This is a genomic window from Streptacidiphilus sp. MAP12-33, assembly GCF_041261265.1.
GTDB lineage: Bacteria > Actinomycetota > Actinomycetes > Streptomycetales > Streptomycetaceae > Streptacidiphilus.
The window spans coordinates 55,258-78,107 of the sequence record NZ_JBGCCA010000017.1 but is presented as its reverse complement, the minus strand read 5'-3'; the positions used below and the strand labels follow the sequence as shown (position 1 = coordinate 78,107).

Genomic DNA, 22,850 nt, shown 5'->3' with positions numbered 1-22,850 from the left:
CGCCCGTTCCCGCAGGAGATCCCGCATGGACTTCCGCTACACCCCCGAGCAGGCCGACCTCAAGCGCCGCGCCGCCGGTTACGCCCGGCTGCTGATGCGGTACGAGGACCAGTCCGAGCAGGCCGGCGGCCCGCTGCCGGTCGAGACCGTCAAGGAGCTGACCCGCGCGGCGATGGACGCCGGCGTCTACGCCATCAACATGCCCGTCGAGTACGGCGGCCCCGGTCTGTCGCTGCTGGACCAGGTGATCGTCGAGGAGGAGTTCGGCAAGGTCACCAACTGCCTGTGGGACATCCCCTGGCGGCCCGCCAACGTCCTCGTCTACGGCACGCCCGCCCAGCGCGAGAAGTACCTGCTGCCGATCGTGCGGGCGGAGAAGTTCGACGCCTTCGCCGTCACCGAGCCCGGCGCGGGCTCCGACCCCTCCTCCGGGACCACCGCCGCGACCCGAACCGACGGCGGCTGGCTGCTCAACGGCGAGAAGTGGTTCGTCACCTGCGGCGACATCGCCGACTTCCTCGTCGTCCAGGCCGACGCCGGGCCCGAGCGTGCCGCGACGCTCTTCTTCGTCGACAAGCAGGCGCCGGGCGTGACCATGACCCGGGTGCCGCACTTCATGCACTCCGCCGTCAACGGGCACCCGGAGTTCACCTTCTCCGACGTCTTCGTCGCCGACGAGGACGTGCTCGGCGAGGTCGGCCAGGGCTACGAGCTGACCAAGGAGTGGTTCACCGACGAGCGGCTGATGATCGCCGCGCGGACGGTCGGCGCCGCCGAGCGTGCCCTGGAGCTGGCCCGGGACTGGGCCGTGGGCCGGGAGCAGTTCGGGCAGCCGATCGCCTCGTTCCAGCTGGTCCAGGGCATGCTCGCGGACTGCGCCGCCGAGATCGCGGTGCACCGCGCCTACACCCACCAGGTGGCCTGGGAGGCCGACCAGCCCGGGACGGACCGCAAGACCCTGCACGCCAAGGCCTCGACGGCCAAGCTCGCCGCCAGCGAGGCGGCCGGGCGCGTGGTCGACCGCTGCGTGCAGATCTTCGGCGGACGCGGCTACGACCGCAGCTACCCCGTCGAGCGGATGTACCGCGAGCTGCGCGTGGACCGGATCTGGGAGGGCACCTCCGAGATCCAGCGCCTGATCATCGCCAACGAGCTGATCAAGCGCGGCACCCGCGCCCTCCAACTGCCCACGCACTGAAGCCCGAAGCCCCACCCTCACCCATCCCCGCCCATCCCCGCCCATCCCCGCTTCACCCGCTGAGGAGCACGCACCATGGACTTCCGTCTCACCCCGCGTCAGGCCGAGCTCAAGGCCAAGGCCAGGGAGCTGATGGACTTCGTCGCCAAGTACGAGGTCGACTGCGAGGAGAACAACGGACTGCCGCGCGAGGCCCACGAGGCCGTCCGCGACGCCGTGCTGGAGGCCGGACTCCAGGCCGTCAACATGCCCGCCGAGTGGGGCGGCGCCGGACTGACCATCCTGGAGCAGGCCGTCGTCCAGGAGGAGCTGGGCCGGCTCACCGGCGCCCTGTGGGACATGGTCTGGCGTCCCGCCAACGCGCTGCGCTTCTGCACCCCCGAGCAGCGCGAGCGCTACCTCGTCCCCGTCATCAAGGGACAGCGGCGCGACTGCTACGCCGTCACCGAGCCGGGCGCAGGCTCCGACCCGCAGAACCTCGCCACCACCGCGATGCGGACCGACGGCGGCTGGCTGATCAACGGCGAGAAGTGGTTCGTCACCGTCGGTGACCACGCGGACTTCCTGATCCTGCTCGCCGCCGCGGGCGAGGAGAAGGCGCCGACGCTGTTCCTGGTCGACAAGGACACCCCGGGCATCGAGATGACGCGGGTGCCGCGCTTCATGCACACCTTTGTCTACGAGCACCCCGAGTTCACCTTCAGCGACGTGTTCGTCCCCGAGGACGCCGTGCTCGGCGGCATCGGCAACGGCTACGACATCACCCGCTCCTGGTTCACCGAGGAGCGGCTGATGATCGCGGCCCGTACCATCGGCGCCGCCGAGCGCGGCCTGGAGCTGGCCCGGGACTGGGCCGTGGAGCGGGAGCAGTTCGGGCAGCCGATCGCCTCGTTCCAGCTGGTCCAGGGCATGCTCGCGGACAGCGCCGCGGACATCGCGGTGCACCGCGCCTACACCCACCAGGTGGCCTGGGAGGCCGACCAGGCCGGGACCGACCGCAAGACCCTGCACGCCAAGGCCGCCATCGCCAAGCTCTCCGCGAGCGAGGCCTCGGGACGGGTGATCGACCGCTGCGTGCAGATCTTCGGGGGTCGCGGCTACGACCGCAGCTACCCCGTCGAGCGCCTCTACCGCGAGCTGCGCGTGGACCGGATCTGGGAGGGCACCTCCGAGATCCAGCGCCTGATCATCGCCGGTGAGCTGGTCAAGCGGGGGACGGGGGTGTTGCAGCTGCCGTCCGCCGAGTGACCCGCGCAGGGCACGCCCGTCCGCGACCCCGCTCCTCGCCCTCGCTCCGGATGCCGAGGGCGGGGATCGGCGTTAGCTTCGCAGTAGTCGCCCAGCGACTCACAGTGACCGATGGACGAAGGAGTGCGGGCATGCCCGGCAAGTTCGAAGTGCACAAGGACAAGGCGCAGGAGTACCGGTTCACCCTCAAGGCCGCCTCCGGCGAGGTCATCGCCGTGAGCGAGGCTTTCGACTCGCGCGAGGCCTGCGAGCGCAGCATCGAGGCGGTGCGCAAGAACGCCCCCTACGCCAAGCTCGTCGAGGCCGGCGCCCCGGTGGGCTGAGCCGTCCGCTCCGGCCGGGCGCCGACCGGGCACGTGAGTGCCGGGTGGGCGCCCTTGTCGGGTTCGGCCGGTGCGTCCGGCGTGCCCGGTGCGTCCGGTCAAGTTTGGTTGAGTTGTCGACTACTGCGCGTGTCGGGGTGGCACTTCCGCGTGCGCGGGCGGATAATTGGATCATGACGGGACAATCCGGGACATCGGTTCGGGTCTGGGTCAAGACCGAGATCGGCCCCCGGCACGTCGTCGCCCAGGCCCACGACGCGCTCAACAACCCCATCGGCGAGGAGGTCGTGGTGACCGAGTCGCACGACCTCTACGAGATGGCCCGGCGCTACGGGGTCACCCTCGACCACTTCGACTTCGAGGGCGAGAGCGCCGACATCGTCGAGGCCTTCACCCCGCCGCCCGAGGCGTAGACCCTGTCCGGGGCCTGGCGCGGCGCCACCGGAAACGGACGACGCTCCGTCAAATCGTTATCGGCCGGACCGTTGTGGCACCCGTCCGGTCGCTTCATCGTTGGTCCATGTTCGCCGAACTGGTGTCCAAGCCGCGCACGCTGGCACGGGCCGCGCTGACCGTCGCCTACCTGGGCCTGATGATCGTGATGACCGTGGTCGCCTGGCAGGGCGGCAAGGTCGGCCTGTCCTCGGTGGGCCAGGTCTTCGGCGCGCTCGGGGCCGGGCTGCTCGGCGCCGCCATCAACCCGAGCGGACCCGAGCGGCCCGCCGGGGCGGGCACGGCGGAGCCCGCGAGCCCGGCGAGCGCGCGGGAGATGGACGTGTTCTGGGCGCTCCAGACCGTCGTCGGGTGCGCGGCCCTGCTGCTGACCGCGCTCGCGCTGGCCGTGAACGGTACCGGCCACGCCAACGCCCCGAACGCCTTCGTCGCCGTCGCGGCGGCGTTCAGTGCCCTCTTCCTCGACACCCGCGGTGTCACCCACCCGCTGACCGAGGCGTCCGACGCCCCGGCCGGCGGCGGCACGGCCGAGCGTGGCCCCGGGGCGGGCGGGTTGGCCCACATCCCGAACCAGTCGACCGGCTCGGCGGACGACGCCTCGACGCCGAACGGCTGACCCGGGCCCCACAGGCACGACGCCCCCGACTGCGGTGGCTACGCCCCGAACGCGGTGGCGTAGCGGATCGACCCGCCCGGCACCGGCCGGCCCGGGTCCAGCGCGAGGGCCATCATCGCCTCGTCCGGCACCTCGAACGGCGGCCTGATGCCGTATCCCGAAGCCGGGACGAAGCCGAAGCGCGGGTAGTACGCGGGGTGGCCCAGGACCAGCACCAGCTGCTCCCCGGCCGCGTGAGCCGTGGCCAGCAGCGCCCGCGTCATCGCCGCGCCCGCGCCCTGCCGCTGCCAGGCCGGGAGCACGGCGACCGGAGCCAGCGCGAGCGCGGGCACCCCGTCCACGTGACAGCGGGTCAGCAGGGCGTGGCCGACGATCTCGTCGTCGGGGGCGAACGCCACCACGGAGTACTGCGGCAGCCACGCCTCCGCGTCCTCACGCAGCGCGTCGACCAGATCGGCCTCGTTCGGCGTCGGGAAGGCCGCGAGGTTGACCCGGCGGACCGCCGCCCGCTCGGAGCCGTCCGGCTCCTCCGCCGCCACGGCCCACCCGGGCGCGGTGGATCCGGCGAACCCCTCCTCGATCAAGGAGAGCGGACGGTTCGGCTGGTCAGGGCCCGAAGCGGAGATCATTTCTGCCATGCCTCACCCTACGTCGGAACGGCCCGGGCGAGGGATCACCCGGCCGCGTCGCGCCGCGTCCCGCCCACCCGGGCGCGTATCTTGAGCTCCGCCCAGATCACCTTGCCGCCGCCGCTGGTGAACCGCGTTCCCCAGCGTTCGGCCAGCTGCGCCACGAGGAAGAGGCCGCGTCCGCTCTCGTCCTCCGTCCGTGCGCGGCGCATGCGCGGGGCGACGCTGCTGCCGTCGGCGACCTCGCAGATCAGCGACCTGTCGCGCAGCAGCCGGAGCTCCACCGGGCCGGCGGCGTGCCGGATCGCGTTCGTCACCAGCTCGCTGACCAGCAGCTCCACCGTGCCGGTCAGCTCCGCCAACCCCCAGGCGGCCAGCCGCGCGCCCACCTGGGCGCGCAGGCCCGACACTGCTGCCGCGTCCATGGGGACGGGCCAACGCGCCACCATCGCGGGGCTGACCCCGCGGGTGCGGGCCACCAGCAGGGCCACGTCGTCGCACGGCCGCTGCGGAAGGAGTGTGGTCACCACCGTCCGGCACAGGGTCTCGGGCGTCCGGTCGTGCCCGACACGGACCGAGGTCAGTGCCTCGGCGAGCCGGGCGAGGCCGACGTCGATGTCCTGGCCGCGGTCCTCGATCAGCCCGTCCGTGTAGAGGACGATCTCGCTGCCCGCCGGCAGGTCGAACTCGACCGCCTCGAAGGGGGTGCTGCCCAGCCCGAGTGGCGGACCGCAGGGGACCTCGGGAAAGCCCACCGCGCCGTCGGGCAGCCGCACGGCAGGGGAGGGATGGCCCGCGCTCGCGAGCGTGCAGCGGTGCGCGACGGGGTCGTAGACGACGTAGAGGCAGGTGGCGCCGATGATGCCGATCCCGCCGAGCTCGCCCTCCTCCTGGTCCATGTCGTCCACGAGCGCGTCGAGATGGCCCAGGAGCTCCTCGGGCGGCAGGTCCAGGGCGGAGAAGTTGCGCACTGCCGTACGCAGCCGCCCCATCGTCGCCGCGGCGTGGATGCCGTGCCCGACCACGTCCCCGACGACGAGCGCGACGCGTGCCCCGGACAGCGGGATGACGTCGAACCAGTCCCCGCCGACGCCCTCCTGCGCGGGCAGGTAGCGGTGAGCCACCTCGATCGCGGGCAGGGCGGGCAGCGTACGCGGCAGCAGGCTGCGCTGCAGGGTCAGCGCGAGCGCGTGCTCGCGCGTGTAGCGGCGCGCGTTGTCCAGGCAGACCGCGGCCCGGTGCGCCAGCTCCTCCGCCAGCGTCAGGTCGTCCGCCCGGAACGGGCCCGCGTCGAGCGACCGGTAGAAGGAGGCCACGCCGAGGACCGTGCCCCGGGCGGAGAGCGGCACCGCGATCACCGAGCCCATCCGGTAGCGCTCCAGCCCCGGCTCGCCGCGCTCGACCCGCAGCGGCTCCTCGTCCAGGACGGCCCGCCCCGCGGTGAGCGCACGCTCCTGCGCCGAGCCGGCCGGGTAGCCCGCGGGGGAGCCGAGCGGCAGCAGGGCTCCACCCCGCCGGATCGTCCGGGTCGCGACGCGCCGCAGCGAGCCCACTCCCTCACCGGCCGGTGCCTCGGCGCCCTCCGGCACCCACTCGGCGAGGTCCACGGCGGCGTACTGCGCGAACTGCGGCAGCGCCACCTCGGCCAGTTCGTCCGCGGTCTGCGCGACGTCGAGTGTCGTCCCGATCCGTACCCCGGCCTCCCACAACAACGCGAGCCGGTCCCGCGCGGCGACGGCGAGCCGGCCGAGGCCGAGCCGCCGGGTGTCGCCTCTTCGCGCCCTGTCATCGCGTGGCGCAGGCGCAGGCGCAGGCGCAGGCACGGGAACGGGCACGGGCACGGTGGACGCGGCGTCGGTGTCGGGCGGGGCGGTGGCGGCTCCCCGACCGGCGCGTGCGGGGCCGTCAGGTGCCGGCCCGGAGCCCGTGGTGGCGGACACCGCTCCGCTCGTGGAACGGACCGGCTCCGCAGCCGGTTTCGGCTCCGCCTCGCCCCAGCCAACGACTCCGGTGCCCGGGGCGGGGCCGGCCGCCGCCGGGCCTGCCGTGTCCGCCGTGACGGTCGAACCTTCGAGCTCGGGGGCGCCGATATCGGCCGCTGCGCACGGCGCCCCGTGCCCTAACGGGCGGTGGACCGGCGGCGACCAGCCCGGGGCCGTCGCGCGGCCGGGGCGGGGGCGGGTGCCCGCGCGAGCGGGGGTGCGCAGCGCGCGGTCGTGGAGGGCGCGTTCGTTGAGCGAGTACTGATCCAGGAGCCGTTGCTCGACCGACAGGGCGGCCTCGCGGGCCAGCGCGGCCATCAGCGGGTGGGCGTCGCGGCGCCAGCTCGTCAGGTCGACGACGCCCCGGAGCGCGCCCGTCAGCGGATCGCGGATCGGCGCGCCCGCGCAGGCGAACGCGCGGTGGGCCTCGGAGAAGTGCTCGCTGCCGATGACCACCCCCGCGCGGCCCTCCGCCAGGACCGTGCCGATGCCGTTCGTTCCCGCGTCCCCCTCCGCCCAGCCGAAGCCGGGGGCGAGCTGCACCGCGTCCAGGTGCCGGTTGAGGCCGGACTCGCCGGCTCGCCGGTCCATCACCCGGGCCCGGGCGTCGGTCAGCAGCACGCTCACCCGCGTCCCGAGTAGCTGTTCGTGCAGCCGGTCCAGCACCGGCAGCGACGCCAGCAGCAGCCGCTCCTCGTGGTCGAAGCCGGGATCGTAGGGCAGCTCCGTCCGCTCCGCCGAGAGCCCGGTGGCGCGGCACCGCTCCCAGGAGGCGAGCACCCCGGCCCGGACGACGCCCCGCACCTCTCCACCACCTGGGCCACTGAGGAAGCGCTCACGTGCCTGCGCCGATCCCCGGTCGCCCTCCCACGGAGCCCGTGGTGTCGCTGCCGGTGTCCTTGTCGGCGCCCTGGACGGTGTCCCTGCCGCGCTCGGAGCACCCCTGCCGGCCGAACTCCCCATGACGGCAACCTCCCCGCCCGGTCCCACCCGGGCCGGGCCCCACCTGCCCTGCCCTGCCCCTGCGTGATGCCGAGCCGTGGCCCGACTCCGCTGCCGACGCTAGTCCGGCTGCCCCGATCCGGAAGGTTTTCCAGAGCCGACCACTCGAAGGAGTGAGTTCGGGCCGAAAGCGTGCGCCAGATGGACAGGAGGCGAATACTGACTCCGGCTCAACGGGCTGCGCCCGACCGGTCCACTGCGGGGGCTCTTGTCGAGCGCGGTCACGGCGAGCTAAATGGATGCGTGGGGACGACGGACGCGGGAGTGCAGCCGGCCGGGGCAGAGCCCGGTGGATCGACCGACCTGCCCGACGCGTCACGATTGCGGCGGCTCCGGCGGGAGTTGGAGCACGCCTGGGTCACCTGGGGCGAGACTCCCGGCGGCCCCCGTTCCGTACGCGGGCGGTCGCGCACCTGGCGGCCGAAGCCGGCGGGCGGGGCGCTGCGGTCGGAGGTCGCCGAGTCGTGGGCGCGCAGCGGCGCCAGTCTGGACCGGGGCTGTGCGCAGGCGCCCACCACGGACGCCGACGCGGCCCGCTCGCGCTGGGCGGATTCCCAACTGAGACTCCCGGTGGGAGCGGTGGCGGAGGAGCTGCGGCGGATCACCGAGGACGCCGGCTTCGTCGCGGCGGTGACGGACGAGACGGGCACCATCCTGTGGACCTGCGGGGGCGCCCACATGCGGCGCGCGGCCGAGCGGATCAACTTCGCGCCGGGCGGTCGTTGGGACGAGCGGGCCATGGGCACCAACGCCCTCTCGCTGGCATTGCTGCGGGGCCAGGCCGCCACGGTCTTCTCCGCCGAGCACTACCTGTCCGCGCTGCACGGCTGGGTCTGCTACTGCGCGCCCATCCGCCACCCGGACGGCCGGGTGCTCGGGGTCCTGGACCTGTCGACGACCTGGGACCGATCCCATCCGCTCGCCCTCTCCACGGTCCGGCTGCTCGCCGCCGGCATCGAGGAGCGGCTCCGCGAGGACGCGGCGGCGCCACGAGGTGACGGCAGCGGGTCCCCTGCGGCCGCGGGATCGCGGCTGCGGCTGACCGTGCTGGGCGAAGGCCCGCGCCTGGAACGTGGGTCGTGCGAGCTGCCACTGCGGCCACGGCAGTTGGAGATCCTGACCCTGCTGGCCCTGGAACCCGAGGGGTTCAGCCCGGACCGGCTGCACGACGCCCTCTACGGCGAACGCCCGGTCTCCGCCTCCACGTTCAAGGCGGAGGTCTCGCACCTGCGCAGCGCGCTCGGCGGCGGCATCGCGATCCGCCGCTACGCGCTGACCAGCCCGCTCGCCTGTGACGCGGCGCTGGTCGCCGCCGCCGTCGAGCGCGGCGACGCGGCCGCGGCGGTCGCCGCCTACACCGGGCCACTGCTCGCCCGCTCCGAGGCCCCGGGCATCGTGGAGTGGCGCGACCACCTCCACGTCGCCCTCCGGGAGACCGTCCTCGCCTCCCCGGACCCGGCCCTCGCCCTCGCCTTCGGCCACCACGCCCGCTACGACATCGCCCTGCACCGCCACGCCCTCTCCCTCCTCGCCCCCCACGACACCCGCCGCGGCCTCGCCACCGCCCGCCTGCGCGCGGCCCTGGCGTAGCGGCCGGCCGCGTCGACGGTCATCCGGCGACGCGGAAATGGACGGGCGCCGGATGCCACTGACCGTTAGGGTGCCGGGAGCCCGTGACCGGGAGCCCGTGACCGGGAGCCCGTGACCGGGAGCCCGTGACCGGGAGCCCGTGACCGACGACGTGAGGAACCGCATGCACGACCGCTCTGCCCAGGCCACTTCCTTCGGTGCGGCGGCCGCCGCCTACGAGCGCGGCCGTCCCGAGTACCCCGAGGCGGCTCTGGACTGGCTGCTCGCCCCAGGCCCGGAGGGCGGCGCCGCGCCGCGCGCCGTCGTCGACCTGGGGGCGGGGACGGGCAAGTTGACGCGGTCGCTGTGCGCGCGAGGGCTCGAGGTCAGCGCCGTCGAGCCGTCGGAGGGCATGCGCGAGCAGCTGTCGGCGGCGGTGCCGGGCGCCACAGTCCTGGCGGGCTCCGGCGAGTCGGTCCCGCTGGCCGACGGCTCCGCCGACGTCGTGCTGGCGGCGCAGGCCTGGCACTGGGTGGACACCTCCCTCGCGGTCCCCGAGGTGGCCCGCGTCCTGCGTCCCGGCGGACACCTCGGCATGGTCTGGAACGTCCGCGACGAACGCGAGGACTGGGTGGCCGCGCTGGGCCGTCTCCTCTACCCCGGCGGCACGCCCGTCATCGGCGGCGTCGGTGTCGAGGGCCTGGCGGCCCACCCCGACCTGTTCGGTCCGGTGGAGCGCCACGACGTCGAATGGGTCAACACGCTGACGGGCGACCAGCTCCTGGACATGGTCGCCTCGCGCAGCTACGTGATCACCATGGCGGAGGCCGAACGCGAGGCCCTCTTCGCCGAGGTCCGCGACCTGCTCGCGCACCACCCGTCCCTTGCGGGCCGCAGCCACGTCGAACTCCCTTACCGCACCGAGTGCTACCGGGCCCGCCGGCTTCGCGCCGATCCGGGGCCGGTCGCCGGCTAGCCTCGGGCTCGGCCCGGGCGCGTCGCGCCTTCGCGCCCGGGGCGGGGACACTGATCGGCGAGGTCCAGCGCCTTGTGGTCCTCGGCGCCCAGGTGGTCGGCAAGGTCCACCGGGGTTTCTACGTCGTGGTGGAGCGTCAGGCGCCTGGGCGCCAACCTTTCGCCAACCTCGGGCGGCAAGAGTGGGCGGCAACCCACCGGACGCTCGACGAGGAGCGCGTAATGGTCTATGCCCAGCCCGGGACCGAGGGCAGCGTCTTCGGCTTCAAGCCCCGCTACGACAACTTCATCGGCGGCGACTTCGTCGCCCCGGCCGAGGGCCGCTACTTCGACAACCCCACGCCCGTCACCGGCGAGACCTTCTGTCAGGTCGCCCGCTCCACCGCCCCCGACATCGAGCGCGCGCTGGACGCCGCGCACGGTGCGGCCGAGGCGTGGGGCCGCACCTCGCCGACCCAGCGGGCCACCGTGCTGAACCGGATCGCCGACCGGATGGAGCAGCACCTGGAGGTGCTCGCGCTCACCGAGACGTGGGAGAACGGCAAGCCGGTCCGGGAGACCCTCGCCGCCGACATCCCGCTCGCCGTGGACCACTTCCGTTACTTCGCGAGCATGATCCGGGCCCAGGAGGGCTCGATCTCCCAGATCGACGAGGACACCGTCGCGTACCACTTCCACGAGCCGCTGGGTGTGGTCGGCCAGATCATCCCGTGGAACTTCCCCATCCTGATGGCCGCGTGGAAGCTCGCCCCCGCCATCGCCGCCGGCAACTGCGTGGTCATCAAGCCCGCCGAGCAGACGCCCGTCAGCATCCTCGTCGTCATGGAGCTGATCGCGGACCTGCTGCCGCCGGGCGTCGTCAACGTCGTCAACGGGTTCGGCGTCGAGGCCGGCAAGCCGTTGGCGTCCAGCTCGCGCGTCGCCAAGGTCGCCTTCACGGGCGAGACCACGACCGGGCGGCTGATCATGCAGTACGCCTCGGAGAACATCATCCCCGTGACGCTGGAGCTCGGCGGCAAGAGCCCGAACATCTTCCTGCCGGACGTGACCGCCCACGACGACGCCTACCTGGACAAGGCCGTCGAGGGCTTCGTGATGTTCGCCCTGAACCAGGGCGAGGTCTGCACCTGCCCCTCCCGCGCGCTGGTCCACTCCTCCATCTACGAGGAGTTCATGGCCCGCTGCATCGCGCGCACCGAGGCGATCGTCGGTGGCGACCCGCTCGACCCGGCCACCATGATCGGCGCGCAGGCGAGCAACGACCAGTACGAGAAGATCCTCTCCTACTTCGACATCGGCATGAAGGAGGGCGCCCGGGTGCTGACCGGTGGCGGCCCGCGCAAGGTCGCCGGTCTGGAGGGCGGCTACTACATCGAGCCGACGATCTTCAAGGGCCGCAACGACATGCGGATCTTCCAGGAGGAGATCTTCGGCCCGGTCGTCTCGGTCACCACCTTCGACACCGAGGAGGAGGCCCTGCGGATCGCCAACGACACCCTCTACGGCCTCGGCGCCGGCGTGTGGACCCGCGACGGCAACACCGCCTACCGCTTCGGCCGCGCGATCAAGGCCGGCCGGGTCTGGACCAACTCCTACCACCTCTACCCGGCGCACGCCGCGTTCGGCGGTTACAAGAAGTCCGGCATCGGCCGTGAGACGCACAAGATGATGCTGGACCACTACCAGCAGACCAAGAACCTGCTGGTCAGCTACTCCGACCAGAAGCTCGGCTTCTTCTGATGGGTCCGGACCCGCGGGTCCCGCGGGTGGAGCTGACCGCGCCGGCCGCCGCACTTCTGCGGCGGCTGGCGCGGCAGCACGGCCCGCTGATGTTCCACCAGTCCGGTGGCTGCTGCGACGGCAGCGCACCCATGTGCTACCCGCGCGGCGAGTTCCGCGTCGGTGGTCAGGACGTGCTGCTCGGTCACGTGGACGGCGATACGCCGTTCTGGATGAGCGCCGACCAGTTCGCCTACTGGGAGCACACCCACCTGACCGTCGACGTCGTCCCCGGTCGTGGCAGCGGCTTCTCCGTGGAGGCCCCCGAGGGCGTCCGCTTCCTGATCCGTTCCCGCCTGCTCACCGACGCCGAACTGGCCGGCATCGACGCGGAGCCGCCGCTCGCCACCGGCGCGGAGACCGCCGGCTGACGCCGCGCCGCCGCGTCAGGCGTTCGGCGGCAGCACCCCCGGCGGCAGGTGACGGCGCAGGTAGGCGAGGTCGAGGCCGGCGGCCTTGGCCAGCGGGGTGTCCGGATGGCTGGTCAGGGTGGCGGAGCGGGCGTCCCGGAGGGCCAGGTCACCGTCCCTGGCCATCAGGTACGGGGGAACCGAGTGGCGGGTGAGGACGAGCGGCGCGGCCAGGGGGGCATCCAGCTCCCGCAGCATCAGCAGGCGGGCCTGCAAGAAGTGACGTTCCAGCAGGCCGCCCACGTCGATCCGGACGGGGCGGTCCGGTGGGGCCGAGCCCGCCTCGCGGGTGAGCTCGACCCCGCCGAGGTCGTGCAGCAGGATGTGCGCGGCGACGTAGCGCAGGGTCTGCTCGTCGCTGTGGCTGCCGCCGCGGCCGGACAGCAGCGCGAGCGTCCCGGCGCGGGTGGCGGACCCGAGGCGCCGGGTCAGCTCGGTCAGGGGTTCGGCCACGTCCGCGGTCGCGTCGCCGAGCACGCTGAACCCGCCGGGCCGCAGCGTGGTGAGGAGCTGGGTGAGCATCCGGGCCAGCAGCCCGAGTTCGTCGCTCACCTCGGCGGCGGGCAGCCCGTTGACCGCGGTGCCGAGACGGCCCATCAGCACGACCTCGACATGGGTGCGGCCCGCACCGACGACGGTGTCGATCCGCTGGGCGAGCTGGACGGCGGGCAGCACGTAGCTCAGCGCCCGCAACGGCATGCAGGTGCTGGCCCCGTAGACGACCCGGAGCACGACCGGCTGTTCGACGGCGAGGTCCACAGCGGACAGCACCTGTGGCAGGCAGCCGGGTGGCAACCCCTGGATGTAGCCGACGGTCCGGGCCTCCGGCCCGACCAGGGCGTTGAGCAGTTGCGGACGGCCGCGGTTGGCCAGCCCCGCACGCTCCCCCTCCACGTGCTGCGGCCGGAAGACGGCGAGCGCGGCGTCGATCTCGTTCATGGGGAGCACCTGTGGCCGGCCGTCGGCGCCGATCACCGGAGTCACGCGCAGACCGGTGCTCAGCAGCGCGTACTGATGACGGGTCAGCAGCCCGCGTGCGGTTCCGGGAGCTCCGGGGACCGGGCCCGGGAGTGCGCCGGCCTCGGCGGCCGTCGCCATCCGCTCCAGGGACAGGGCGCTTGCCGCGGTGCCGGAGGCGGCTGGGGCGGCGAGGGCGGCGGGAGCGGCGGGAGGAGGTCGGCCGACCATGTGCTGAGGCGTCCTGTTCACGTGCGGGGTGACGTACGTCACTGCAGAGGATTGTGGCACAAGGAACCTGGGTAGCCTCTCCAGTCCGGCAGGCGGGTCGAGGAAGGGGCTGTCGGGTGTCCACGGTTGCCGTGTCCAGGTACGCCGTCAGCGGGGCCGACGGCGGGGACAGCGCCTGGTCGGCACGGTTTCTCGCCGATCTCCAAAGGGAGTTGGACCGGCGATGGCCGGGTGGCTTCGTTCGCATCGGTGCGTCCCCGGGGGACGACCCGCTGCTCGGGGCGCGGCGCGCGGACGTCGTGGTGGCGCTCTGCTCCCCGGACTACTTCGGCGACGCGGGGGTGGTCGCCGAGTGGACGGTCGCGGCCCGGCGGCGCACCCTCGGCCAGGCCCGCACCGGGTCGACCCCGCGGTTGCTGCTACCGGTCCGGTGGCAGGCGATGCGGCAGCGGCTGCCTTCCGTCGCCGCGGAGCTGGACGTCCTCGGACGGTCCGGCCTTCCGCGTGAGTACCTCGAACACGGCCTGGCCCAGGTGCTGCGACGCGCCCCCCGGCTGGCGGCGGAGTACACCGTGGTCCTCGCTGCCCTCGTGGAGCAGATGCGGGTGGTCGCGGACGAGGCCACCCCGGTCGAAACCAACGCGGTCGGGGCCACCGCGGTCGAGGAACGGCCGCAGCAGCAGGACGTCGACCAGGCGGGGCCGTTCTACGACGACGACCAGGCGTTCACCACGCGGCTGCGGGCTCGGCTGGCCGAGACGCTGCCGTTGTCCGGAGACGGGCCACCGGTGGACGTGCCGCGCCGGGTGGCCACCGTGGACGGGCCGGGCGCCGCACTGCTGCGCGAGCAGCTCCCGGACCTCGGCCGCCGCCTGATGCTGACCGGGCCCCCGGGCAGCGGCCGTCGGCGCGAGCTGTCCTGGCTGGGGCGGGCGGTGCTGGAGGAGCGGCCCGGGGCCGGCCCGTGGGGCTGTGACGTCGTGCTGCCGCTGACGGCGCGCAGCGGGGGCATGCCGCCGGTGCCGGACCTGGTGCAGGCCGTCGCGCCGGAGCTCGCGGCGGAGGAGCCGGCAGGCTGGGCCGCCCGCCGGCTGCGGGCGGGTTCGGTGCTGCTGACCCTGAGCGGCCTGGAGGCCCAGTCCGCCCGGGCGCGGGAGGGGATCTGGGACTGGTTGCGGCTGCTGCTGACCGGCTACCCCGCCACCCCGCTGGCCGTGGCGACCGACGGCGAACAGGCGCCTTGGAGCTGGCTGGACGACGACTTCTCCCTGGTTCGGCTGCAGCCGTGGAGCCTCGACGAGACGCAGGCGTTCCTCGCCCTGGCCGCCAGGGGCTCCGGGCGGCAGCGGGAGCAGGCGCTGGCACGCTCGCTGGGGGCGCTGCTCGCGCGCGATCCCGTGCTGCGGGAGCTGGCCGCCTGGCCCTCCGGGGCCGCGGCGGTCTGGGCGGCCGCCCTGTCCGGGGAGTCCGGGGCGGACGACTCCGCCCTGCCCTCGCGCCGCGGGCTCGTCGACGCGGCGGTGGCGGCGGCCTGGCGTTCGGCCCGTGCGGACGGCCATGTTCCGCACCCCGGAGAGTCCGGCGAAGTGACGCCTCCTGCGCCGTGGTTGACCCGCGCGGCCGGGCGGCTGGCGCTGGTGGCCCAGCGGGCGGGCACGACAGAGGTCAGCCGGGAGGAGGCTGCCGCGGCGGTCAGCGACCGGGCGGAGCCGGACGGCCGCGAGCTGGTCACCGAACTGACCGGCCACGCGGGTGTCTTCTACCAGGTCCGGCACGACCGGCTGGCTTTCGGCAGCGCGGCCCTGCGGGACTGCCTGGCCGCCACGGAGCTGGCCCTCGCCCCGGTGCCGTCGGTCGTCGCGGAGCTGGTCGGGCACCTGGAACGCTCCGGATCCGCCGAGCCGATCCTGCTGGTCTCCCAGCGGCTGACCGGGGCCCGGCGCGGCGCGGTCCTGGCCGGGCTGCTGGACGTGCCGGTGTCCGGCTCCGTCGCCCGCCTGCTGCCGCTCGCCGTCGCCCTGGCGGCGACGGACGAGGACGGCGACCGGGGCGGGGGCGGCGACCGTGGTGAGGGCGGCGACCGCAGCGGGGACGGTTGGGGTGACGGCGAGCAGACGGTGCCGACCGAGCACCTGCGTACGGCCCTGGCGGGCCTCGGTCCGCTGGGGGCGCCGGAGCTGGCGCTGGTCAGGCGTGGCGGAGTCCGCCTGCGTCGTCTGCTGCCGGAGTCGGAACGGCCCGCCCCCGCACGGTCGAACGGCTCGACCACCGCGCCTCTCGCGCGCTCGGCCGACGGCGAGCCGGTGCACCGGCTCGCCGCCCGCCTGCCGTCCCGAACCCCCGGCTCCGGGCAGCGGGTGGTTCGCTCCGCCGCGGAGTTGGCCGCGCTGGCCGCCTCACCCGAGGCCGACGAGGTCACCGAGCTGCACTGGCACGGGTCGCTCGACGGCGACACCGCGCCGCTGTCCCGACTGGGAGGGCTGCGCACCCTGGTCCTCTCGGGCGATCCCGGGTTGACCTACCTGCCGGATCTCGGCGACTGCGCCTCGCTGCGGACCCTGGTGGTGCGCGACTGCCCACGGTTGGCGAGTCTGGAGGCGCTGGCCGGCTCCCAGGTGGTCTTCGCCGAGTTCCATCCGGGGCCGGCGGCCTTCGACCTCGACTGCGCGGCGCGGGCGCGCTGGCTTCGCCGACTCGATCTGGTACGTGAACAAGGTGGGGACATCTGGGAGTTGAGATCCGAGCGGCTCGTGGTGCGGGTGCACGGGAAGGTGGGGTTGTCTCCCGGCGGTGACTGATGTGACCATCGTTCAGCGCGGGCCGGGAAGTGCCGGGGCGGTGAGTCGGAACGGGGGTCCTCGATGCGCTACACCAAGCTGTTCGATCCTGACATACCGTCAGAGCCGGTTTCTGGTGAGGCTGACGGAGTCGGAGCGGACGGGCGGGTGTACGCGTTCGACGAGGAGACGGTGCTGGCGGTCAACGTGGCGCTCGCCACCGGCCGTCCGTTGCTGGTCTCCGGCCCTCCGGGATCGGGCAAGTCGTCGCTCGCGCCCAACGTCGCCCGCATCATGGGCTGTCGCTACTACTCCGTGGTCGTCACCGCCCGGACCGAGGACACGGACCTGCTCTGGCGCGAGGAGGTGCTGCGGCGGCTGAGCGACGCGCAGCACGGGGCGCTGCGCCCGCCGGACGGTTCCGGCATCGACCCCTACTGCCAACCGGGACCGCTCTGGATGGCGTTGGACCCGGAAAAGGACCTCGCCCTCCCCGCCGACCGGCGCCGACGCCGGGCGGTGCTGCTGATCGACGAGATCGACAAGGCGGACCCCGACTTCCCGAACGCGCTGCTGGTACCGCTGGGCGAACTGCGCTTCGCCGGCCCGGGCGGCACGCCGGTGACCGTCGACCCGGCCACGGAACGGCCCTTGGTCGTGGTCACCACCAACGAAGAGCGGGCACTGTCGGTGCCTTTCCTGCGTCGCTGCATCGCACTGCGGTTGAAGCCGCCCACCCAGGAGCACCTGCTGCGGGTGGCCGAGTTGCACCTGGGCGACGACCTGGACCGCGATCTGGCCGGTCAGTTGGCGGACCACCTGCTGGAGGGGTTCTCGGCGCACCGGGTCGGTGTGGCGAGCACCGCCGAGTACCTGGACACCCTGCGGGCCTGTCGCAGGCTGGCCCTGCGGTCGGACTCGCCGCTGTGGCGGACGGTGGCCGACCTCGCCATGATCAAGACCGGTTTCGCGTCCGAGGGACTGCTGTGATCCGCGGCCCCAAGCAGCTGGGGGACCTGCTCACGGCCGCCGTCGCGTTGGACGTGCACTCCAGCGAGGACCTGCGGATCCTCGCGCGGGCGCTCGGCCTTCCGCTGCCCACGCCGGGCCAGGGCGGAGCGGTCGACCCGGGCCGGCCGGCCCACGCAACACCACGCCCGGGCAGCGGTGTCCACACGTCCACCGGGCCTGCGGCGCCCGCACCGCTCGCGCCTCCCGCGACCCTCCGAGAGGGGCGGCCCGGAGCGCCGGACCCGACCGAGCGCCCCACCCCGCAGCCCGGATCCGCGGGCGGCGGGGCCGGCTCTCTCGCCGTGGCCGCCTCCGTCGACGGGATACCGCCCTTCGACGCGCTGGCGCCGCTCGGCCTCGCCGGCCGCCCGGCGCACGCGCCCGTCGTGGAGGCGGCCCCGCCCGCGACCGGGTCGCTCACCACGCTCAACGGCCCGGATCCGGGCCGCGGGCCACGTCCCCCGGCCGCGACGACGGCCCCGACGCCGCTCTTCGAGGTCGGCCGGGCGTCCGCCGCCGCCATGCCGGCGCCCTGGGATCCCCGGGCCCAGCGCGGTGTGCTCTTCGCCGCCGCCTCCACCGATGTGGAGGGCCGCGAGGTGGATCCGCAGGGGATGGCCGAGCTGGTGGTCCGGGTGGCCACCGGCGGGTCACCGCGACGTCCACGGCGCTCGCCCCGGCGGATCCGGCCGACCACCCGGCAGGGCGCCCTGCTGCTGCTCGATCGCGGCGCCGCCATGGAGCCCTACCGCGACGACCGGGTCTGGCTGACCGAACTGGCGGCCGCGGTGCTGCGCCGGGACCGGATCGAGGTCCGCGACGTGCGCGGCGGGCGGGTGAGCCACGATGGCGGACGCAGCTGGCAGGAGTACCAGCCGCCCGCCCCGGGCCGTCCGGTGCTGGTGCTGTCCGATCTCGGCGCGCTGCCGGTCCCGTTCGTCGAGCGCACGGCCACGACATCGGCCCAGTGGCTCACCTGGCTGCGCGGCATACGCCGGATGGGCAACCCGGTGGCGTGCCTGACGCCCTTCCCGCCCGAGGTCTACCCGGCCGCGCTGCGCCAGGCCGTCGCGCTGGTGCCGCTCGACCACCGGACCACCATCGGCGCCGTGCGCGCGGAGACCCGCAGGCTGCGTGACCGGGGGCCGCACCGGTGAGCGTCCCGGTGGACCGGCGCGCCTCGGCACGGGTGGCGGAGCTGGCCGAACAGCACCCGGAGGTGGTGGCGCTGGCCACCAGGCTCTGCCTCGCGGCCCATGCCGAGCCGGCGATGGTCCGCCGCGCCCGGCTGCACTTTCTGCCGAGGAGCAGTACCGCGCTCGAGGGGTTGCTCTGGTTCTCCCCACTGGTGGAGGCAGCCGGCCGCCGCGCCGTCGTGCTGGACCCGGGCGTGGCCGCCGAACTGCGGCGGGAGCTGGCCGGAGACCGCGAGCTGCTGCACCGGGTCCGGGAGTTCACGGAACGGGAGCACCGGGACGCGCCGCCCTCGGTGCGGATCCTGGAACGGCTGCTGTGGGCGGAGGCGCAGGGAACCGAGCCGAGCGAGCAGGAGCTGCGGGCGGAGCTGCTGCCGTTCGAGACCGCCCTGGCCGACGCCGGGCCCGAGGGGGCCGAGGTGGGCCGGTGGCTGCTGCGGTTCCTGCCCCGCCTGCCGGACCGGGCCCGCCGCAGCGAGGCGGTGTGGCGGCTGTGGGTGGCGGCCGCGGAGCGGCTCGGCCTGGACCTGCCGCCGGAGGCCGGGGCCGGACGTGACCCCGAGGAGCTGCTGGCCGCTCGCGCCCTCGCCCGCAACCGCGTCGCGGTGGGGGTGCGCCTCACCGCCGACGGCGCGGTGGTGAGCCGTCCGCCGGCCCTGGACGCCCGGATCTGCACCGTCTCCGGTGCGGCCCGGACCCGGCTGCTGCTGCGCAGCGCGCTGCCGGGTGCCCGTCCGCACGAGCTCGACCTGTACGAGGGCCAGGAGGCCGACCTGCGGGTGCGGCTGGTCGCGCGGGTGCGGCCGGACGGGTCCGTACTCAGCGCCCAGGCCGAACTGAACGCCGATCTGCTCTGCGCGCACGGCGGGTCGGGGTCCGCCCACGCGGTGGCCTTCGGCTGGGCCGGGGCCACCCGGCTGCGGCTCGAACGCGAGGGCGGGCCCACCGACGTCGAACTGGTCGGCGTGCCACAGCGGTTGGCCGTCACAGCGGACGGCCGGCAGGCCGCGGTCTCGGTCGGCCGTACCGTGGTGCTCGTCCACGCGCAGCAGCCGGCGCCGGTCGTCGACTCCTTCGAACTGGAAGCCACGCCTGCCGTGTTGGCCTGGGTCGCGGGGAGCGGACGGCCGCTGCTCGCGGCGGCGCACGGGCCGTCGGTCGAGCTGCGCGACGACGGGCGCCTGCGGCGGACGCTCGGCCACGCGGACGTGGTGAGCGAGTTGCGCGGCGGCAGCGCCGCTCCCTGGCTCGCCGCGGCCGACCGGGCCGGCCGGGTCCACCGCTGGTGGCTGGACGACCCGGACACGCCGGTCGGCGAGACGCTCACCGGTCCAGGAGCCCGGGTGACGGCGCTCGCGCTGGACTGCGGCTCGGGGCTCGTCTGCTGGGCCCTGTCGGACGGCCGGGTGAGCGGCGCGGAGCCCGGCCGAGCCGCACGCGAGCTGACCCGGGCCGTGCCGGGCCGCGAGATCACCGGGCTCGCCCTCACCACCGACGCGGCGGGCGCGCCTGAAGAGCTGTGGATCGCCGACGGCACGTCGGAGCTGCGTCGCATGTCGATCGGCGGGGTGGAGCCGGTGGCCGCATCGGCGCCGACGCGGGTGCCCTTCCGCGCCGAGGCGGTCCATGCGCTCGACGGCGGCCGGTTGCTGGTGGTCGGCCGCGGCGGGGCCATGGAGATCGCCGCCGAGGACGGGCACCTCCAACTGCTCACCCCCGACCCGCGGCCCGTCACCGAACCGGGGCGTGCCATCGTGCCCGGCCACGGCACCGTGCGTGGCGCGGAACCCGACCCCACCGGTCCGGCCTGGCTGCGGCACTCCCTTGGCGTCGTCCTGAGCGCCGGCCCGCTCGGACGCGACCCGGCCCTCCTGCTCCGGACCGCCCGCGCCTCCGGCCTCGCCTACGCGATGGTCCCCGCCGAACTGCTCGTCTCCGACAGCCGCTTGGCCCCCCAGGGCTCCGACGGTCGCGGGGGCCCGCGGGGCCGCGACGTCGGTGACGGCGGCCAGGGTCGCGACGCTCGCGAGGGCGGCTGGGGCTTCCGGAGCTCCGACGGTCGCGAGGGCCCGCGGGGCCGCGACGTCGGTGACGGCCACCAGGGCGGCGACGCCCGCCACGGCCGCGAGGGCGGCTGGGGCCCCCAGGGCTCCGAGGGTCGCGAGGGCCCGCAGGGCCGCGACATCCGTGACGGCCACCAGGGCCGCGACGCCCGCGAGGGCCGTGACGCCCGCGAGGGCGGGTGGGGCCCGCAGGGCTCCGAGGGTCGCGACGTCCGTGGCGGCGGCCAGGGCCGCCGGGGTCACGTCCGCGACGCCCGCGAGACCGCCCAGGGCCCGGGCGGCCCCCGGGGCGAGCTGCCCGCGCTGGCGGCGGCAGCCGGGGTGCGGCTGGTGGCCGACCTGCGGCCGCCTGCCCACGGGTGGACGTTCGCGCAGGAGCTGCGGGCGCTGGAGCAGGCCGCCGCGCTGCTCGAGACGGTGTCCGCGTTGCGGCTGATCCGCGCCGACCAGTGGCCGCCGGCCCTGGTCCGGGACCTGGGCCATCTGGTCGCGGCCCACCCGGACGGGGCGTTGCTCGCCCGGGTGGAGCGCGAACCCGAGGGCGGCGACTGGGAGGGCCTGCGCGACTGCTTCCATCTGGTGGTCGGGCCTGCGCCGGCCCCCGAGCCGGAGGCGGCCCTGCGGGCCACCGGGCCCGGTCTCGGCTGGGCGCTGCCCCCGCGCTCGCGTGACCGCCGCAGCGGCACCGCCGACGGCGCGCTGCTGCTGGCCCTGCCGGGCTGCCTGGAGGTCCCCGCCGAACTGCTCGGGGAGGACGACGACGCGCGCTGGCTGCGCGGCCTGCTGGAGGTCAGGGAGCAGCAGTTGGCCCTCGCGCGGGGTGAGGCCGCGGCCGTGGACACGGTGGCCAGGGGAGTGGTCGCGGTCCGCCGGAGCTACCACGGCGAGGAGGTGCTCTGTCTGACGAACACCCAGAGCCGGGCCACCGCCACCAGGATCGGGCGGCGGCCGGGGCAGGCCGTGCTGCTGGAGGTCGCCTCGCACCGTTCCGGGGGCGAGCTGACCCAGCCGGCGGTGCTGCATCCCAGGAGCGATGTCTTCGAGGTGTCGCTGCGTCCCGGCCGGGCCCGCTGGTTCCGGGTGCTCGGCCGGGCGGAGGCACTCGCGCACGGCCTGGCGGTGGCGGACTCACGGGAAACGGAGGTGTGAGTCCTCGATGGCCGGGCCGCGGATATTCCTGAGTCGCAGTGAGCGCGAGGGGTGCGGCTGCACCTGCTGGCCCGCCCGCCGGGCCGTGGTGGAGCTGCTGGAGAGCCAGGGGTGCCAGCCCGTCATCGTCGACAAGCAGACGCTCGTCGCCGGCGAGGAGTGGATGCAGGCCATCACGGACGGGGTCGCCTCCGCGCACGGGTTCCTGCTGATCCTCTCCGCGCACGCGCTGGCGTCCCCGCACGTCCAGAACGAGCTGGCGATGGCGGAACTGCGGCACCGCAACGGCACCTTCCCGATCATGATCGTGACGCTGCCCGAGGCGCCCACCGAGGAGCTGGTGCGCGGGCCCCTGGGCTCCCTCAGCCCGACCCGACGCCAGCTGGTCTCGTGGAGCACCGGTGATCCACCGGACGCCATGCGCCGTGAGCTCGGGCCGCAGCTGGAACTGTTACGGGCCGCGGTGAGCGGGCCCAAGGTGCAGCAGCACGTGGCCCACCAGCTGGAGGGGGTCGACCAGATCCGGCTCGGCCGGGCCGCCGACGCGCTGGCCCTGCCACCGGCGCCGCTGCCGGCGCTGCTGCGCACCCGCGTGGCCGACGGGCTGCTCGCCGAGCGGCCCAGCGCCCCCGAGGGGGATCCGCTGCGCAGCGCGCTGGTGCACCTGCTCCCGCTGCCCGCCGCCGAGCCCTCCCGCGAGGTGATCGAGCTCAGCCTGGTGCACGCCCGGATCCCCACCGCCGACGCCCGGCGGATCCAGTCGATCGTGGCGAGTCACGGCCCGCGCTACGCGGTCCTGGTCGCGGCCGGCACCGAGACGGCGCGCCGCTACGTCCACCGGGCCAGCGACGACCCGCTGCCCTGGGACCACTTCGTCGTCCCCGTCTCCGCGGCGGTCGGTCCCGCGGCGGATCTGGCGGACGGTGTGGCCGACCAGCTCGCCGAACGCGGTCTTGACGACCCGGTGGAACTGCGGGAGCACGAGCGGGACTTCGGTCCGGTCGTGGCGATCGTGCCGCAGTTCCCCGACCACGGCCTGATCGCGGAGCTCACCACCCGGTTCCCGGTCGGCCTGTTCTTCCTCTTCGTCGTCTCCGCGGGTGCAGGTCCTGGTGAGGCCTGGCCGCCCCTGGCGGAGTCCGAGCGACGGCTGGCCGGGTTGGCCCCGGAGCGGGAGGACGAGCTGCACCGGACCATCCGTTCCTTCGTGCGCCGCTACGCGCCGCGGGCGCCCCAGCAGCAGCCGTGAAGGCTGCCGGGACGCCCGGACGGGGGAGCGGGG

General features: G+C 74.7%; 17 protein-coding genes. 14 read left to right on the top strand and 3 right to left on the bottom strand.

Annotated elements, in window-relative coordinates; all coding sequences use genetic code 11:
- Window positions 1-25 precede the first annotated feature (25 nt).
- The 5 genes from ABH931_RS18430 (at window position 26) to ABH931_RS18410 (ending at window position 3,838) form a co-directional block, all read left to right on the top strand.
- Window positions 26-1,198, top strand: a complete 1,173-nt coding sequence (locus ABH931_RS18430) for an acyl-CoA dehydrogenase family protein (RefSeq protein WP_370114548.1) — start codon at window positions 26-28, stop codon at window positions 1,196-1,198.
- A gap of 75 nt (window positions 1,199-1,273) precedes the next feature.
- A complete protein-coding gene (locus tag ABH931_RS18425) occupies window positions 1,274-2,446 on the top strand; it encodes an acyl-CoA dehydrogenase family protein (RefSeq protein ID WP_370114546.1) in 1,173 nt (390 codons plus the stop codon).
- 131 nt (window positions 2,447-2,577) lie between these two features.
- Entirely contained in the window at window positions 2,578-2,769 is a 192-nt protein-coding gene (locus ABH931_RS18420) for a YegP family protein (protein WP_370114544.1), read from the top strand.
- A gap of 173 nt (window positions 2,770-2,942) precedes the next feature.
- On the top strand, window positions 2,943-3,182 hold the full coding sequence (locus ABH931_RS18415; RefSeq protein WP_370114543.1) for a hypothetical protein: 240 nt from the start codon (window positions 2,943-2,945) through the stop codon (window positions 3,180-3,182).
- 107 nt (window positions 3,183-3,289) lie between these two features.
- The gene (locus ABH931_RS18410; RefSeq protein WP_370114541.1) at window positions 3,290-3,838 is read left to right on the top strand and encodes a hypothetical protein; all 549 of its coding nucleotides are present in this window, start codon (window positions 3,290-3,292) and stop codon (window positions 3,836-3,838) included.
- Window positions 3,839-3,876: 38 nt separating this feature from the next.
- Here ABH931_RS18410 and ABH931_RS18405 read toward each other — a convergent pair whose 3' ends face one another.
- Both ABH931_RS18405 and ABH931_RS18400 read right to left on the bottom strand, forming a co-directional pair.
- Window positions 3,877-4,476, bottom strand: coding sequence for a GNAT family N-acetyltransferase (locus tag ABH931_RS18405; protein ID WP_370114539.1), 600 nt, complete (start codon window positions 4,474-4,476; stop codon window positions 3,877-3,879).
- Between the two features lie 35 nt (window positions 4,477-4,511).
- Window positions 4,512-7,253: a SpoIIE family protein phosphatase gene (locus ABH931_RS18400; protein WP_370114537.1), complete on the bottom strand. Its 2,742-nt coding sequence runs from the start codon at window positions 7,251-7,253 to the stop codon at window positions 4,512-4,514.
- Between the two features lie 441 nt (window positions 7,254-7,694).
- Here ABH931_RS18400 and ABH931_RS18395 point away from each other — a divergent pair, with 441 nt between their 5' ends.
- From ABH931_RS18395 to ABH931_RS18380, 4 genes are all read left to right on the top strand, one after another.
- Complete coding sequence (locus ABH931_RS18395; protein WP_370114535.1) at window positions 7,695-9,041, top strand: GAF domain-containing protein; 1,347 nt, start codon at window positions 7,695-7,697, stop codon at window positions 9,039-9,041.
- A 163-nt stretch (window positions 9,042-9,204) separates the two neighbouring features.
- Window positions 9,205-9,996 carry a class I SAM-dependent methyltransferase gene (locus ABH931_RS18390; protein ID WP_370114533.1) on the top strand — a complete coding sequence of 264 codons (792 nt, stop codon included), beginning with the start codon at window positions 9,205-9,207 and terminating at the stop codon, window positions 9,994-9,996.
- A 221-nt stretch (window positions 9,997-10,217) separates the two neighbouring features.
- Window positions 10,218-11,735 (top strand): aldehyde dehydrogenase, encoded by a 1,518-nt coding sequence (gene adh, locus ABH931_RS18385; protein ID WP_370114531.1) that lies wholly within the window; start codon window positions 10,218-10,220, stop codon window positions 11,733-11,735.
- Window positions 11,735-12,145 (top strand): DUF779 domain-containing protein, encoded by a 411-nt coding sequence (locus tag ABH931_RS18380; protein WP_370114530.1) that lies wholly within the window; start codon window positions 11,735-11,737, stop codon window positions 12,143-12,145. Before adh ends, ABH931_RS18380 begins: the two co-directional genes overlap by 1 nt.
- Window positions 12,146-12,160: 15 nt before the next feature.
- Here ABH931_RS18380 and ABH931_RS18375 read toward each other — a convergent pair whose 3' ends face one another.
- A complete protein-coding gene (locus ABH931_RS18375; protein ID WP_370114528.1) occupies window positions 12,161-13,414 on the bottom strand; it encodes a hypothetical protein in 1,254 nt (417 codons plus the stop codon).
- Window positions 13,415-13,488: 74 nt separating this feature from the next.
- Between ABH931_RS18375 and ABH931_RS18370 the strand changes: the two genes are divergently transcribed.
- The 5 genes from ABH931_RS18370 to ABH931_RS18350 all read left to right on the top strand — a co-directional run bounded on the left by ABH931_RS18370 (window position 13,489) and on the right by ABH931_RS18350 (window position 22,817).
- Window positions 13,489-16,170, top strand: coding sequence for a hypothetical protein (locus ABH931_RS18370; RefSeq protein ID WP_370114526.1), 2,682 nt, complete (start codon window positions 13,489-13,491; stop codon window positions 16,168-16,170).
- Between the two features lie 147 nt (window positions 16,171-16,317).
- Window positions 16,318-17,139 carry an AAA family ATPase gene (locus tag ABH931_RS18365; protein WP_370114524.1) on the top strand — a complete coding sequence of 274 codons (822 nt, stop codon included), beginning with the start codon at window positions 16,318-16,320 and terminating at the stop codon, window positions 17,137-17,139.
- A complete protein-coding gene (locus ABH931_RS18360) occupies window positions 17,136-18,317 on the top strand; it encodes a hypothetical protein (protein WP_370114522.1) in 1,182 nt (393 codons plus the stop codon). The genes ABH931_RS18365 and ABH931_RS18360 overlap by 4 nt, the downstream gene beginning before the upstream one ends.
- Window positions 18,314-21,568: a hypothetical protein gene (locus ABH931_RS18355; RefSeq protein ID WP_370114521.1), complete on the top strand. Its 3,255-nt coding sequence runs from the start codon at window positions 18,314-18,316 to the stop codon at window positions 21,566-21,568. The genes ABH931_RS18360 and ABH931_RS18355 overlap by 4 nt, the downstream gene beginning before the upstream one ends.
- A gap of 7 nt (window positions 21,569-21,575) precedes the next feature.
- Entirely contained in the window at window positions 21,576-22,817 is a 1,242-nt protein-coding gene (locus ABH931_RS18350) for a toll/interleukin-1 receptor domain-containing protein (protein ID WP_370114519.1), read from the top strand.
- The last annotated feature ends 33 nt before the right edge of the window (window positions 22,818-22,850 follow it).